Here is a 14,849-nt window from a genome sequence, read left to right on the forward strand (position 1 = left end):
TCAATTCTCAATTTCCTCAATTTCCCCTTTATACAGTAAGACGAGGTTCGGGTACACTATTCCGTCCGTACAAGTAAACTGTATGCCGATTACGAAGTGACGGAAGAACTTGGCCTGACGGAAGAAGAAGTTCGGTATCAGGCGCACATAAGTTTCCGGCTGGAGCATCATCTCTTCCATATCCACCATCATGGCAAAGTTATAATACGGGGAAAGACTGCCTACCCCTTCTTCATACACCGAAGTTCCGCCCAGCACATCCTTATTCTCGACGGCGTCTATATAGGCGGAAAGGCTCTGCGCATCGGGCGCCAGCAACAAGGCCCCCTTATAAAAACAGGCGTAGGTGTGAAGCGCGGATTCCGTAATGCCGGTCAGTTGCGTCAGCATAGTATTCCGGGGCAACATGTACTGCCGGTATTTCCTCGCCTGCGGATATTGCCTGTAACCGGGAGAGGTCCGCGGCACTGCCGGGGCGTCCTCTTCTTTCGGAGTAACATATAGCAGATGTTGCAGATAACGTTCCGCCTGCGCTTCATCTTTCACGGCAACACTCATTACGGCGCAAGGACGACGGTCGGTTGTGTCTTTGGATTGGAACAGGCAGGACATGATGCTCTCTCCCGCATGCTCTTTCATAAAATCCATCCACTCTTCATCCCGCTTCTTGATATAATCGGAATAAGTAGCTTTGGCATATTCCTGCCGCGAAGTAAAGCCGAACATGGCTTCCAAATCCGAAATAGCCCACTGGTCGTAGAAGAAAGTAGAGGCCGGAAGCCGCTCTCCCGAAAACCCCTTTATCGGCATCTGCCTGCGAAGCGCGTTGATAAACGTCCGGGTAGTATCCGAACCGTGACTGATACCGGAACAATACACGGCTTCCTCATTGAACTTCATATCAAACTCCGCCCAGCTTCCCAAGCGTGTCTGCGAACGGATGCCGTCCGTATCCTTTCCCATGCCCACCTCTTTCATGCGCACGTACACCGTTGCCGCCACATTATTGCGTTTGCCGGCATACATGGTACGGAAAGAAGGCATATCCATCAGCGATTGCCTGGAACGGCGGGCATCGATGACCCGCTCTATCAAACGCTTCTGAAAGCTGACCGCCAGAAAATCCGGCGTGAAATAGACCGCAAGGAAACGTCCGTCCGCCATGGGATAGATACGTATTTCCTCGCCGTTATAATCGAAGTATTTAGAGGGGAAAGTACTGGAGCAGTACTTACGCACAAAAGATTCCACCAATTCGTAATCTCCCGACCCCAGGCTGCAATACAACACCTGATTCAAAGGAGTATCCGGCTCGTGAAAACTGATAAGCATCTTGTTCATCTGCCTGCTCAACCCGTGCGGGGTGTCGCCTACCAGCGTATTGAGATACTTTTTCAAGTAGGCGAAAAGCTCCGAAACATATAGGAAGTGGTCATCCTTACTGCAATGCAACCCGTTGATGTCTTCCATCAAGTCCGCCACGCGGTCTGTCTCAAGTACAGCCGTAGCATCTTGCGGAACCAAGGTAAAGAGATTAAAATCCTGCCGGTTTTCCACCGCGTTCATGCGCAGGAACGAGTATGCGCCGAAGCCCGTACATAGCAGCACTATGGACACAATAACGGCTATTCGTATAAGTACTCGAAGCTTCATGGCATTTATTCATCAACTGTTGGCAAAAATAAACATTTCTACTAATAAAACAAAACAAATGTTTTAAAAAGTTTAGAAATCTATTTCCATCCCGTCATAAGCAAAATGCACATGGGGCGGCAGTTGGCTGTCTATTTCGGCATGCAGTCCTGCATGATGGCTCATGTGGATGAAATAAGTTTCCTTCGCGCCAATACGTTCCGCAGCCGCCAACGCTTCCGATATGCTCTGATGCGTAGGATGCGGTTGCGGCCGCAAAGCGTTTATTACCAAAACGTCCAGCCCCTGCAATTGTTCATACGAGGCATCCGGCATCGTAAGCATATCCGTTACATATCCCAGGCGTCCGCCGATACGGTAGCCCAGAATGGGTAAACGCCCGTGCATCACGGCCACCGGCAGTATTTCCGTTCCCCGTACAGAGAAAGGCTTGCCCGCTTCCACTTCCCGCAAATAGATGCGCGGCACGCCCGGATACTTCTTATCCACAAAGCAGTAAGGCATCCGCACCCGCAGATGGGCGGCTGTGTAAGCATCCGAATAGATAGGTATCTCCGAAAAACGGCAGAAAGGGCGCAAATCGTCCAATCCGCCCACATGGTCGTAATGCTCGTGGGTTATCAGTACGCCGTCTATCCGCTCGTAAACGGCAGCGCGCAACATCTGCGTCCTGAAGTCGGGGCCGCAGTCTATCAATATCGTCGCGTCGTCCGTATGCAGCAGAGCCGACGCGCGCAAGCGGTTATCCCGCAAATCGGCAGAGGTGCAGACAGGGCACGTGCAACCTATTTCCGGCACTCCGGTAGATGTTCCGCTTCCTAATATGGTCAGTTTCATAACAGTAATAAGTAAATGGCGGTTAATCACTCTATAAAGTTTACTTCCGGATGAATCTCCACCCCGAACTTCTCCTTTACAGAAGCTCTGACGGCATCCGACAGGGCAACCACGTCTTTTCCGGTCGCACCGCCCAGATTCACAAGCACCAGAGCCTGCTTGTCGTGTACGGCGGCAGGTCCTAAAGCCTTGCCTTTCCAGCCGCACCGGTCTATCATCCACCCGGCGGGAATCTTCACCCGCTCGGCGTCCACCTCGTAATGGGGCATGGCGGGATATCTGTCCAGCAACGCTTCAAATTGCGCACGGGGCACGATGGGGTTCATAAAGAAACTTCCGGCATTGCCCAGCACTTTCGGGTCGGGCAGCTTGCTTTCGCGGATAGCTATAATCACACGGCGCAAAACAGCTAAATTCACCGACGGATACTTGGCAAGTTCCTGACGAATCGTACCGTAATCCAGCGTGTAACGCTCCTTCTTGCTCAGTACGAAATTCACGTAAGTCACAAAGACCGACTTCATTTCAGGCTTTTTGAAAAGGCTTTTCCGGTAAGCGTACTCACATTCGTCTTTTTGGTAAACACGCTTCTCGCCGCGAATGTTTATCGTCTCCACAGACGCGATGATGTCTTTCACCTCTACGCCGTAAGCGCCGATATTCTGTACGGCGCCCGCACCCACCTCACCGGGTATCAGCGACAGGTTCTCCGCGCCATACCAGCCCCGCTCTACGCAGTAAGCCGCGAAATCGTCCCATATCACGCCCGCGCCCACACGCACCCGCACCCGCTCATCATCTTCCGCGGTCACTTCCACTCCGCCGATGCGCGAGTGCAGCACCATGCCGTCATAATCTTTCACAAACAACAGGTTACTGCCGCATCCTATATGCAAAAAAGGAGAAGTGACGCGCCCTTCGGCTATCCATTTCTCCAGTTCCTCTACCGAGTGATATTCCGCATACACGGCAGCTTTCACATCGAATCCGAATGTATTGGGTATTCTCATAAATCTCAAATGCTCGTATCTTCGTATTTATACATTTTCCACTCGCCGCCCCGTCTCCGGAAATAGAAAACGTTGGAATATCCGTTGCCGATGCCGTTCACTTTCAGAATTTTCGTATTCGAATTGTCCTCGTTCTTCTGTCCGTAGTTGATGTTGGACAACTTGTCTACGGGCAGCGGCGGACGGAAAGCATACCACTGGTTCACATCGAGGGTGGTCTCCAATATGGCAAACTCATCGTCGGGGTCGATGGTGACAAACTGCAACGGGTCGGCGATATGCTTACTCTGGTACAGGCTGTCCGTCACAAAACGGGTATAGAAATCCACAAAATTCTCACCTTCACCTTCCTCGATATGGCGCAGATTTATGGCTTCAAGCATCCACATGCCTTCCTTGCGCTCAAAGTAATATTTCTTCACCATGCGCGTTTTCAGGTAAATCCATTCCACCTGTACGGATTTCAATGCGGTGTCACCCACCATATCCATGTCGCTCTCACGGTCGAAAAGCAACGTGTAATAGTTCTGCTTCGTAAACAGGTAGTCGTGCTTCCAGAAACGCTCTTCTATTTTTGAAGGGGTATCCCGGTTGTAATAAGGCAAAGGAAACACCGTCCTCTCCCGCTGCAAAGCTTCGTCCGAGGCATAGTTGAAGATAAAATCATCAAACAGTTCGTCCGCTTCCAACGGCTTAGGTTCTTCCTTCACTTCCGCCTGTTGCAGCGTATCGGCCTTATGACCGGCCGAATCCACCATTTCGGTAATGGTAGCAAAGGGATCCATTTGCGTCTTCCTGTTCCCGCATGAGAACAGAAAGACGAGTATAAAAAATCCCGTTAGTAATCGTTTCATTCTTTACTGACCCTCTACGGTCATTTATTTAATTTCGCTCTTAATTTTTCAAGCATATCCACAGTCATGGACTCCAGGTCGAATTGCGGCATCCAGTCCCATTCCTCGCGGGCGCAGGAGTCGTCCAGAGAGTCGGGCCAACTGTCGGCGATGGCCTGCTTCAAAGGGTCTACCTCGTAGGTCATTTCAAAGTCGGGCACATGCTCCTTGATAGCGGCGTAAATCATTTCCGGGTCGAAGCTCATGGAAGCGATGTTGAACGCATTCCGGTGTTTCAGGCGCGCCGGAGCGGCTTCCATCAGCGAGATAGCCGCATTGATGGCATCGGGCATATACATCATGTCCATAAATGTACCCGCCTTTACGGGACATACGAACTTCTCGCCTTTCACAGCCGAGTAGAAGATGTCTACCGCATAGTCCGTCGTACCGCCACCCGGGGGCGTCACGTTGGAGATGATGCCGGGGAAGCGTACCGCACGGGTATCCACCCCGTATTTCGTATAATAATAATCGCTTAACAATTCTGTCGTCACTTTTGTTACGCCGTACATGGTGCGCGGGCGCTGAATAGTGTCTTGCGGCGTCTTTACGTGGGGAGTGTTTTCTCCGAACGAACCGATGGAACTCGGCGTAAATACGGCGCAACCATACTCACGCGCCACTTCCAGCACGTTCCACAACCCGTCTATACCTATTTTCCATGCCATGGCCGGACGGCTTTCGGCAACTACCGACAGCAAGGCTGCCAGATTATAAATTGTATCGATCTTGAATTGTCGCGCCACAACTTCAATGGACTGGCGGTCTGTCACATCGGCTATGGCCGAGGGACCCGAGGCTTTTAATTCACCCTGCGGCATAGCGCTCGGAATATATCCGGCTACAACATGGTCATCACCATAGCGCTTGCGCAACTCTAATGTCAACTCCGAGCCAATCTGTCCTGTGGCTCCGATTACCAAAATATTTTTCATACAACTTATTTATAAGGTATTCTTTCATTACCGAGGCGCAAATATACGCACTTTTTTTTCATTTTTCTATCAAAAAGATATTGTTTATTCCAATAAAAATGATGTCCTTTGTAGAGCTTCAAATAACGATGTATCACTTATTAAAATAGAACGCTATGTATGGTAAAATGAAAGACCATCTCAGCAAAACTCTTGCTGAAATAAAAGAAGCCGGACTCTACAAAGAGGAACGCCTGATTGAGAGTGCGCAACAAGCCGCTATCACCGTGAAAGGCAAGGAAGTACTGAACTTCTGCGCCAACAATTACCTGGGATTATCCAATCATCCCCGCCTGATAGCCGCCGCCCGAAACATAATGGAACGCCGCGGTTACGGCATGTCGTCCGTACGTTTCATCTGCGGAACGCAGGACATTCACAAAGAACTGGAAGCCGCCATTTCCGATTACTTCAAGACGGAAGACACCATTCTGTACGCCGCCTGCTTTGACGCCAACGGCGGTGTGTTCGAGCCTCTCTTCACCGAAGAGGACGCCATCATCTCCGACTCCTTGAACCACGCTTCCATTATCGACGGCGTGCGCCTGTGCAAAGCCAAGCGTTACCGCTATGCCAATGCCGACATGGCGGAGCTTGAAAAATGCCTGCAAGAGGCTCAGGCGCAACGTTTCCGCATCATCGTGACGGACGGTGTGTTCTCCATGGACGGCAACGTGGCTCCCATGGACAAGATATGCGACCTTGCCGAAAAATACGACGCGCTGGTAATGGTGGACGAATCTCACTCCGCCGGCGTGGTAGGCGCTACGGGTCATGGCGTGAGCGAGCTGTATGGCACGTACGGGCGTGTGGACATCTACACCGGTACGTTAGGCAAAGCCTTCGGCGGCGCTTTGGGTGGTTTCACCACAGGCCGCAAAGAGATTATCGACTTATTGCGTCAGCGCAGCCGCCCGTACCTGTTCTCCAACTCCCTGGCTCCGGGCATCATCGGCGCGAGCCTCGAAGTGTTCAAGATGCTGAAAGAGAGCAACGCCCTGCACGACAAGTTGGTAGAGAACGTAAATTACTTCCGCGACAAGATGACTGCCGCCGGTTTCGACATCAAGCCTACCCAAAGCGCCATTTGCGCCGTAATGCTGTATGACGCCAAACTGTCTCAGATTTATGCGGCACGCATGCAGGAAGAAGGTATCTATGTAACCGGTTTCTACTATCCCGTTGTACCGAAAGACCAGGCACGCATCCGCGTACAAATCTCCGCCGGACACAATAAGGAGCATCTGGATAAATGCATCGAAGCGTTTATAAAGGTAGGAAAGGAATTGGGAGTACTGAAATAATATAAAAAAAGCGATAGAGTGGTAAAATGGTAAAAAGCAGATTACTCTATCGCTTTTTTATTATATTCAAGTACTAATTCTTCTGCCAGATATTCATCACTCAGACAGTGCATATCAGCCACTCCGTCATTTATCAAACCATAGGTTTCCGAATCATAAAAAAAGCCCAAGGCATCCTCATAAGACAAATGCACCCGTTCTGCAAACAACCTGACAATGCGGGCGTATTTCATTTGTAGAATAGTTTTATTTGCTATCATTTTTGCTTGCTTCAATTGTTATTTCAGTAGCTTTCTTAAATTTCAGATGATGTAGAATTACATTCTGATTCAGTATACAGATTTGATGATTGGGATATTCAAAAGCCAGTCTTCCTAAAGCATCTTCTTTACTCATCTCACCGGCAAAATACAAATCAATCGTGTTGAAAACTTTATCATCCGCTATACCGCCGGATACAATGTCATATATCACCCCACCGTTACCTTTACGACATGCACCTACATACTCCAACCAGGCTTCGTCATATCTGTCGAATGTCATAACATTGTATTCAGACAAATCTTCATCTAATACATACTCATTAATATAAGCTTTTTGCCCTCTGCGGAGAAAACGCATCGCATATTTTTCAGCCTGCTCACGTATTGCAGTAAGATAGAAGCCCTTCCCAAAATCCAGAAAGTCACGCGAACGGCTCACATCCGGTCTCTCTATAATATACGGCGAAGCATGATACAATATCATTGCAAAACTCCTTTCTCTTTCATATACGATACAATGTCTTCCACCAGATAATCTTTACCGAATGTATGCAGCACGTCATACCCCGGCACAATATACTCCATTAAAATACCGGAGTCTCTCAACAGCCGATACACGTTTCCTGCGCTCATTTTCAATGCATCCGCTACATTGCCCACGCAAAACATCGTGAAATTTAATTGTTCAAAGTTCATATTCTTTAATACTGCAAAGCAGAGTATCTGATTATCTCTAAAAACAAAGATACGCAAAAAACTCTATATTTTCTGCGTATCTTCCAAAAAAATCCCATTAGGGATAATCAGTATACTTATCTTCTTTCGCCCAGCTTCGCATCGACAAAGAACACTCCGGCAGCACCGGCTTTCTTTACCATATCTACGATACCTGCGGCAGTAGCTTCTTCTTCCACCTGTTCGCGAACGAATCCCCACAAGAAGTCTTGAGAAGCTTTATCTTTTTCAGCGGCAGCTACGTCAACGAGGGCGTCAATCATCTTTGATACGCGGCATTCGTGTTCGTAAACCTGTTCGAATACTTCCAGCGGAGTACCGAAATCGTTGGGAACAACGTCAATCTTATCTAATTTAGCCTTACCGCCGCGCTTGATGATGTACGATGCCAGTTCGCAAGCATGTTCGTGCTCTTCGTGCGCCTGCTTTTTCAACCAGGAAGCCATACCGCAATAACCTTCCTTATCCATATAGAAAGACATTGCCAAATAAAGGTTGGATGACCACATCTCAGCCGTAATCTGCTCGTTAATTGCATTCTGTAATTTTTCTGTTATCATAATTGTATTTATTAAGTAAATTGAAATGATTACAAATGTAACAAGAACACACGAATATTGTTCACCCCAATAACATTATTTAGTAAAAAAAGCGTAACATAACTTTTCAAATACAACAATCGGATTACAATGAAGCCGGATTGGGGGGCGACGGCTCTTGCAGAATGGACGCAGCATCAAAGCAAGGACACACTTTTACCCATTCTTCGGGTTCTATCTCGCCGTTGCCGTTCAGGTCGGGACTGAGGTCGCGATGCCCGCAAAGGCGGCTGCCGGGATAATCGCGCAGCAATAACATAACGAGTACCCTCAGTGAGTGTTTCTGGAAATCGGTACGGGTATCGGCAGGCCGTCCCCGCTCGTTCAGCCCGCCCTCGTAGCAGATGCCGACGCTGTGGGCGTTGCAGCCTCTGGCATGCGCACCGGGACGTTCCAAAGGCCGGAGCGTCTTTATATCACCGTTCTTACGGATATAAAAATGATAACCTGCGCCGGAGAAGCCCCGGCGCAGGTGGTCTGTTGTCAGGTCGTGTTCCGTATAGCTGCGGTCGCAGCGGGTGGCGGAACAGTGGACAACGATGAGGTTGATGAATCTCATTTTGAGTTATGAGTTATAAGTTATGAGTTATGACTTGGCTACATGGGCATTGCGTGCGCGCCCAATGCGCCGAGAACGGCCGATGCCACTGCGATTACGATTTTGAGGAGCTTGTCCCACCAGGTTGATTTTGTTGACATAAGAGTTTAGGATTTAAAAGATGAATACATAAAGTTATTGTTCAGTCGGGAAATCAGGACGGAAAGGCTATCCAAGAGGGTTCTCCTCTTCGCCGCTGTTGCCGCCGCCGTTACCGCCGCCCGAGCTGCCGTCAGCAGGTTTATCCAGCGAGAAAGCCACATTGGCCGGACTACGGGTGACGGCCGTACTGCCATTCACCAGCTTGAGACCCTTGTCGGGCACGAAGCGGATATTCACTTTGGAAATATTCCTGACCGTACAATCTTCCGACTTCTCCACACCCGGACAGCGGAACGTCATGTGAAGCGTACCGAGCTGATTCAGTTTCACCTTGTCGCCGTTGGCAAGATTTGTCTGAATTTCTTCCACAAGGGCTTCGATTACGTGCTTCACATCGCCTTTCGTCATGGCGCAATTTTTCTGAATACTGGCGGCAAGGACATCGATATCCACCGTGCCGCAGGTTTTGGGTTTCTGACGAAGATAATACAGTTTCTGAGAATCAGGATTCGTCACATCCTTCCGGCGCAGAAAGCGCTCTACAAGTACATCCATAAAAAATAAAGTTTAGGTTAAAAAAAATGCATATCAAAATTCCATGTAAAAAGGAAGAGTAAACAGGCGCCTTAATCAATGATTTTCCCTTTCTTTAAGCACATAACAAAGATACGAAATCTACGAGGCGAAGTCAAGTATCCAGCCATTTATTTTCTATAATTCGTTCACTTTTTTCTCTGAAAATCAGGTAAAAAAACAGACGGTCTGTTTGCTCCGTACAGACCGTCTGTTTCACCGTTGCAGACCATGCGTTTACCCTGTTTGCACCGTCTGTTTTTTCATATTCTCCTATATAAGTAATGAATACATTATAATTGGATTGTTATTTCGCGTTTCTCATCAGCCATTCCGTAGGCGGGACATATTCGCCAAGTTTCGTCATGCTGGGGTTATGCGCAAAGTACACATCCCCTGTCTCACCGTTGCGGTGCTTCGCCACCATCACCACTCCCAAACACTCCGTAGGATACTTGCTTACCGGTTCTGTCTTGATGCCCGACAACGCAGGGCGGTAAAGCAGCATCACCATGTCCGCGTCCTGCTCGATAGCCCCGCTTTCACGCAGGTCGCTCAAGATAGGACGGCTGAAAGGCCGTCCGTCGCTTCCCCGGTTCAACTGGCTCAGGAGCAGAACGGGCACATTCAGTTCTTTTGCCATGAGTTTCGCCTTGCGGGTGGTCTGCGCCACTTCTTGTTCGCGGTTGCGGTTCTTCTGGTCGGACTTCATGTCGCAGAGTTGCAGATAATCCAGAATAATCATGTCGCACTTGCCTTTGCTTTGCAGCATACGCGCCGAAGAGCGCACCCTGTCCATACTCGTCACCGGATGGTCGTCCACGTGGATAGGCAGTACACGCAAGCCCGTAGCGGCTCTCCTCACCTGCTCCACCTCATCGGCGGTGAGTTGTCCGCCGCGCAGGTGGCGGGCATTGACATCCGGTGAGGCGGCCACCAGCCAGCGGTCGCCCAGGCGCTCACCCTGCATTTCGAGGCTGTACACCGCCACATGATGTCCTGCGGTGGCGGCCGCACGCGCCAGATGCAGAGCGAAGGCCGTCTTACCTACGGCGGGACGGGCGGCAATGACATTCAAGTCACCCCGCTGCCAGCCCGAAGTCAGGCGGTCGAGGTCAGCCAGACCGGTGGGGATACCTGTGATGCCGTTTATGCCGGAAGCCTGACGGGCATCCACTTGTTGCAGCGTATCATCCATCAAGGTATCCATATCGCGCAAATGGTCGATAGTGCCGCATTCTCCCTCAAAACGGTCCAGCAGGTTGTGGGCATCCACCAGCGTGTCGGCAATATCCGTGGTTTCATCGGCGGCAAGGGCCAGCAATTTATGGAAGCCGAGTATCATTTCACGCCGCAAGTGCTTCTCATGCAAAATCCGCACATGATACTCCAAATGCACCGACGACACCACCCTGCCGCTGATACGGACCAGTTCATACGGCCCGCCCGCGGCATCCAGCTTGCCGCGGGCGCCAAGCTCGTTCTTCACGGTGATGATATCTATCTGCCTGCCATCCCGGTACATCGCCTGCAAGGCGGCATAAATCAGCGCATTCTTCTCAAAGTAGAACATTTCCGGACGTAGCCGGTCGGCCACCATCGGCATGGCCTCACGCTCTATGAGGCAGGCGCCAAGTATAACTTCTTCAAGTTCCGCATCCTGCGGGTTCAGTATTTCACTCATTGCATTACGGTTGTCATCGTCGGCCGCCGGCCGCTAATATTCGTATTCATTCAAGAAAGCCTTGTTGGAGAGGTAATTCACGGCTTGCAGGCAGAACAAGGTGCTGTTGAGATGGCCGTAATAGTTTTCGATGTTTTCTACGGCGGCGGTACGTTCGTTGGCGGAGAGCCTGTTCCAGCTTTTGCGCGCTTTGGCGGGATTCACTTTGTCCTTGCGGGTAATCTCGTGGTACTGCTCCCAGAAATCATTGAAACCGTTGTCGGGCGGTGTGGCGGACGCCGCTTCCTTTTTCGGCGCGCGGGGTATCCAGGCGTCATAATCGGGGATGCGGATATGGGTGGAATGTCCGTCGTCCAGATGCACCAGCCGTTTGCAATCGAACATTTTTTTGAAGAAACGCATGGTACGGCTACGTCTCCAACCGAAAATTTCGGTCCACTGCATATAGCTGAACAGACTTTCGCCACGTGCGCACACATACTCTGCCCCGTTGCGGCGATAAACGCTCTCCTTGTAATTGGCATAGAGCAACACACGCAGAAAGGCTTCCTGCTCTCCGGCAGCTTCCGGACACTCGCATATAATCTCATGGATTAGTTGTCGGGGAACCATGAGATACCCCTGTTTGGTGGATTCTAACATTTTATCGTTTTAAATTACTCCGCAAAGGTAGAGGACAATTCCCGGCTCTGCAAGCCCGGTATGCACTTCCGGTAAGCTTCGGTAAATAATAGCAGGTTTCGGTGGAAAATAGCTATTTCAGGTCGTTTTCGGTATGAACATCTTTCCGGACGCTCCGGCGCTCATTCATACGGGCTGTCCGCCAAAGGCTTATTATCTTTGGCGGACAGCCGGCCGGACATTTTCCGGACACATAAGAAATAAAGGAAAGAATTGATATATTAAAATATATCAGGGGTTTTCTCTGGAAGCGCGTTTCTGCTTTTCGAAGAACGCTTCGCACGGCATTCCCAATTCGCGAATCACGGCAGCTATATGCAGAGGGGTCAGGATGGTGAAATGTTCCGTGTAGCCGTTCTTGCAAAGTTCGGCGTAAAGTTTCGGATAAAGTCTCAACAGTCTGCGGAAAGCGCGTGTGGACGAAGTGGCGTGTTCACAAGGACAATAAGCCATAGCGATGTCGGATATCGGATGACATCCGAACAGCATCCAGTCATAATCAGGGTGTTTCATATTATGTTTATTTTTTAAAAAAACGGCTGCAAAGGTATACAAAAAAGCCAAACATAACATTACCAATTGATTACCTGTGAACAAGCTGTTTTTTTACGCGTAATTTATTTTCAGGAAAACGAGTATATTATATTGCGCGCGTTAATTGCGCACGCAAGGAGTGTAAATATATAAAAACAACGCATTATGAAAGATTTAACATCCTTTACGCTTTCGGTCGTACAAGAACTGGAAGACAGGGAGCGGTTCGGAACCGCTCATGTGTATCGCAGCGCTTTGCGCGCTTTCCAACGTTACTGGAAAACCAGGCATCCGCAAGAAGAGATACGGATGAAAAAAGTGTTCGTGGCCGCCACGATACAAGAGTTTGAAAGGCATTTACAGGAGCGGATGCTCAAACTGAACACCTTATCCACGTACCTGCGGATGCTGCGTGCCCTTTACAACCGGGCATTGGCGGCGGGAATGGCCAACTATGTGCCCGGACTGTTTGCCCGCGTATATACCGGAACCCGCACCGACGTGAAGCGCGCCCTGCCGCCTGCCGATATGGGGCGTGCGCTTGCCATTTCCCCGTCCTTGCAGCAGGAGCTGAGGGAAACGCAAATATGGTTCGCCCTGCTTTTCCTGTTACGGGGAATGCCTTTTGCCGACCTTGCCCGGCTACGCAAATGCGACTTCAGGAACGGAGTGATTTCCTACCGCCGGCAGAAAACCGGACGACAGGTGAGCGTGCAGGTCACCGCCGAAGCCGCCGAACTTCTCCGGCAATGCGCCGACCACCGTACAAACTCCCCCTATCTGCTCAATATCCTATGGGACGAAAGCCGGTATTCTCCATTGGGAAGCCGTAACGAATATCAACATTACCAACGGGTATTAAGAAACTTCAACCGGAAACTGAAGCTGCTGGCATCCGCCCTCGGACTAAGCGGAAAATTATCGTCCTACACCGCGCGCCATACATGGGCGACAACGGCTTTTCACACGAAAGTCGCTGTGGGAATCATCAGCAACGCGCTGGGACATTCATCGGTAAAGGTGACGGAAACCTATCTGAAACCATTTGAAAACGAAGTGCTGGATAAAACCAATAAGAAAATAATCGCTTACGTAAAAAGATGCACGACGTGCTAATGCCAGGAGATTTGGATTTCCGATATATATCTATAATACAGGATATTACAAAGGAATTACTTTGTAGGTAACGGAGAGTATCTTCACTGCAAAAGTAACCATAAAACTTGAAAAACAAAGCAAAAAAGATAAAATCTTATCACAAACGGCACAAAAGCCCTACTTGCGAACAAACAGAAACAAACCAACCCCGAAGCATACGGCAACAAATCCTCTTACCGCCTTTCCGGACGGAAAGCGGGAAACACCTGTTATATAACCCCACTGATTATACAACCCGGCCATACATGCGACAGACGCTTCTGTGAGGAGCCGCAAAACCGTTTTCCGTTACCTACAAAGTAACGGACAAATATCAACAATCAAACAAACAAAACAGTACATGGTAACACCCCGAACACAGGCCGCCATCGTGCAGCTTAACCACATCCACGCAGGCAGCTATGATAGCTGTCCGGAACAGCATATACCTGCCGAAGAAGCGAGGCGCTCCCTACTGCCGCAACTCACCGCCGCCGGACTTATCATTCCAAAAGGTGACAATAATCCGATGGAAATGCAATCTTATAAAAAATCCTACATTCAATACGGAACGACTGCGCAGAACCCCGGAGTAGTACACCCGGTGAACGGGACATACCCGCAAGCAACAAACATGTCGGACTTATAGCCGGAGAGAAAACAGTTGAGAAAAAGAAGCTACATATCGGCCTCGGTGCTCCTGGCAGTGCTGTTATTGCTTCCCGCCTGCAAGACGGAAGGGCAAAACATTGCCGTGAAAAGCGATTTGCTTACAGGCATGCTCTCCTCTCCCAACCTCGGCGTGGAAGTAAGGCTGTCCGAACGGTTTACGCTGGAAACCGGATTTCATTACAACCCTTTCCCGGCAGGAGAGAACAAACGCTGGAAGCACTGGTTTGTACAGCCGGAACTGCGTTATTGGATGTGCCAGCCCTATGGCGGGCATTTCTTCGGGGTGAACCTGACGTACGGAGTGTACAATGCGGGAAAAATGAAACTGCCTTTGGGGCTCTTCAAGGGAGTGCGCTCCGACAGATACGAAGGAAACGTCATGGGCGCGGGCTTCTCGTACGGCTACCACTTTATCCTCTCTCCGCACTGGGGACTGGAAACAAGCCTCGGCATAGGATTTCTGCACACCGCATACGAACGTTACCGCTGCCTGCACTGCGGAGAAAAGACGGGAAGCGGGCGCAAGAGCTTCATAGCTCCCACAAAAGCGGCCGTATCGCTGGTGTATATGATAAAATAGTAACAAGAATAATTACA

At 49.7% G+C, this 14,849-nt stretch carries 19 protein-coding genes; 4 read left to right on the top strand and 15 right to left on the bottom strand.

All coding sequences use genetic code 11. The features are described from left to right. The 5 genes from BUB52_RS05345 to BUB52_RS05365 all read right to left on the bottom strand — a co-directional run bounded on the left by BUB52_RS05345 (nucleotide 1) and on the right by BUB52_RS05365 (nucleotide 5,331). Nucleotides 1-1,653, bottom strand: coding sequence for a hypothetical protein (locus BUB52_RS05345; protein ID WP_009121648.1), 1,653 nt, complete (start codon nucleotides 1,651-1,653; stop codon nucleotides 1-3). A 72-nt stretch (nucleotides 1,654-1,725) separates the two neighbouring features. Beyond that, nucleotides 1,726-2,490, bottom strand: coding sequence for an MBL fold metallo-hydrolase (locus BUB52_RS05350; protein WP_009121647.1), 765 nt, complete (start codon nucleotides 2,488-2,490; stop codon nucleotides 1,726-1,728). Between the two features lie 26 nt (nucleotides 2,491-2,516). Further along, a complete protein-coding gene (gene murB / locus BUB52_RS05355; RefSeq protein ID WP_009121646.1) occupies nucleotides 2,517-3,500 on the bottom strand; it encodes a UDP-N-acetylmuramate dehydrogenase in 984 nt (327 codons plus the stop codon). A 5-nt stretch (nucleotides 3,501-3,505) separates the two neighbouring features. Further along, nucleotides 3,506-4,354: a DUF4348 domain-containing protein gene (locus BUB52_RS05360; RefSeq protein WP_009121645.1), complete on the bottom strand. Its 849-nt coding sequence runs from the start codon at nucleotides 4,352-4,354 to the stop codon at nucleotides 3,506-3,508. Nucleotides 4,355-4,374: 20 nt separating this feature from the next. Then, nucleotides 4,375-5,331: an NAD-dependent epimerase/dehydratase family protein gene (locus tag BUB52_RS05365; RefSeq protein WP_009121644.1), complete on the bottom strand. Its 957-nt coding sequence runs from the start codon at nucleotides 5,329-5,331 to the stop codon at nucleotides 4,375-4,377. Nucleotides 5,332-5,486: 155 nt separating this feature from the next. Between BUB52_RS05365 and kbl the strand changes: the two genes are divergently transcribed. Further along, entirely contained in the window at nucleotides 5,487-6,674 is a 1,188-nt protein-coding gene (kbl, locus tag BUB52_RS05370; protein WP_009121642.1) for a glycine C-acetyltransferase, read from the top strand. Nucleotides 6,675-6,715: 41 nt separating this feature from the next. Here kbl and BUB52_RS05375 read toward each other — a convergent pair whose 3' ends face one another. The 10 genes from BUB52_RS05375 to BUB52_RS05415 all read right to left on the bottom strand — a co-directional run bounded on the left by BUB52_RS05375 (nucleotide 6,716) and on the right by BUB52_RS05415 (nucleotide 12,422). Beyond that, nucleotides 6,716-6,907 carry a DUF3791 domain-containing protein gene (locus tag BUB52_RS05375; protein ID WP_022218411.1) on the bottom strand — a complete coding sequence of 64 codons (192 nt, stop codon included), beginning with the start codon at nucleotides 6,905-6,907 and terminating at the stop codon, nucleotides 6,716-6,718. A gap of 13 nt (nucleotides 6,908-6,920) precedes the next feature. Continuing rightward, complete coding sequence (locus BUB52_RS05380; protein ID WP_009121640.1) at nucleotides 6,921-7,421, bottom strand: DUF3990 domain-containing protein; 501 nt, start codon at nucleotides 7,419-7,421, stop codon at nucleotides 6,921-6,923. Continuing rightward, complete coding sequence (locus BUB52_RS05385; RefSeq protein WP_009121639.1) at nucleotides 7,418-7,633, bottom strand: DUF3791 domain-containing protein; 216 nt, start codon at nucleotides 7,631-7,633, stop codon at nucleotides 7,418-7,420. Before BUB52_RS05385 ends, BUB52_RS05380 begins: the two co-directional genes overlap by 4 nt. 116 nt (nucleotides 7,634-7,749) lie before the next feature. Next, nucleotides 7,750-8,232, bottom strand: a complete 483-nt coding sequence (locus BUB52_RS05390; protein WP_009121638.1) for a ferritin — start codon at nucleotides 8,230-8,232, stop codon at nucleotides 7,750-7,752. A 124-nt stretch (nucleotides 8,233-8,356) separates the two neighbouring features. Further along, complete coding sequence (locus BUB52_RS05395) at nucleotides 8,357-8,830, bottom strand: N-acetylmuramoyl-L-alanine amidase (protein WP_073212617.1); 474 nt, start codon at nucleotides 8,828-8,830, stop codon at nucleotides 8,357-8,359. Nucleotides 8,831-8,868: 38 nt separating this feature from the next. Beyond that, nucleotides 8,869-8,970, bottom strand: coding sequence for a smalltalk protein (locus tag BUB52_RS15725; protein ID WP_162609559.1), 102 nt, complete (start codon nucleotides 8,968-8,970; stop codon nucleotides 8,869-8,871). 67 nt (nucleotides 8,971-9,037) lie between these two features. Further along, a complete protein-coding gene (locus BUB52_RS05400) occupies nucleotides 9,038-9,526 on the bottom strand; it encodes an HU family DNA-binding protein (RefSeq protein WP_009121622.1) in 489 nt (162 codons plus the stop codon). Between the two features lie 325 nt (nucleotides 9,527-9,851). Beyond that, complete coding sequence (gene dnaB / locus BUB52_RS05405; protein ID WP_009121621.1) at nucleotides 9,852-11,228, bottom strand: replicative DNA helicase; 1,377 nt, start codon at nucleotides 11,226-11,228, stop codon at nucleotides 9,852-9,854. Nucleotides 11,229-11,261: 33 nt separating this feature from the next. Continuing rightward, nucleotides 11,262-11,870 carry a hypothetical protein gene (locus tag BUB52_RS05410; RefSeq protein ID WP_009121620.1) on the bottom strand — a complete coding sequence of 203 codons (609 nt, stop codon included), beginning with the start codon at nucleotides 11,868-11,870 and terminating at the stop codon, nucleotides 11,262-11,264. A gap of 270 nt (nucleotides 11,871-12,140) precedes the next feature. Then, nucleotides 12,141-12,422 carry a DUF4248 domain-containing protein gene (locus tag BUB52_RS05415; protein ID WP_022217862.1) on the bottom strand — a complete coding sequence of 94 codons (282 nt, stop codon included), beginning with the start codon at nucleotides 12,420-12,422 and terminating at the stop codon, nucleotides 12,141-12,143. Nucleotides 12,423-12,608: 186 nt separating this feature from the next. On the opposite strand from BUB52_RS05415, the gene BUB52_RS05420 reads away from it, so the two are divergent. The 3 genes from BUB52_RS05420 (at nucleotide 12,609) to BUB52_RS05430 (ending at nucleotide 14,832) form a co-directional block, all read left to right on the top strand. Then, nucleotides 12,609-13,559: a tyrosine-type recombinase/integrase gene (locus tag BUB52_RS05420; protein WP_009121617.1), complete on the top strand. Its 951-nt coding sequence runs from the start codon at nucleotides 12,609-12,611 to the stop codon at nucleotides 13,557-13,559. Nucleotides 13,560-13,941: 382 nt separating this feature from the next. Continuing rightward, on the top strand, nucleotides 13,942-14,229 hold the full coding sequence (locus BUB52_RS05425; RefSeq protein ID WP_009121615.1) for a hypothetical protein: 288 nt from the start codon (nucleotides 13,942-13,944) through the stop codon (nucleotides 14,227-14,229). A gap of 45 nt (nucleotides 14,230-14,274) precedes the next feature. Continuing rightward, entirely contained in the window at nucleotides 14,275-14,832 is a 558-nt protein-coding gene (locus BUB52_RS05430) for a DUF3575 domain-containing protein (RefSeq protein ID WP_009121614.1), read from the top strand. Nucleotides 14,833-14,849 lie beyond the last annotated feature (17 nt).

Source organism: Bacteroides clarus YIT 12056 (assembly GCF_900129655.1).
In the GTDB taxonomy this organism is placed as follows: domain Bacteria; phylum Bacteroidota; class Bacteroidia; order Bacteroidales; family Bacteroidaceae; genus Bacteroides; species Bacteroides clarus.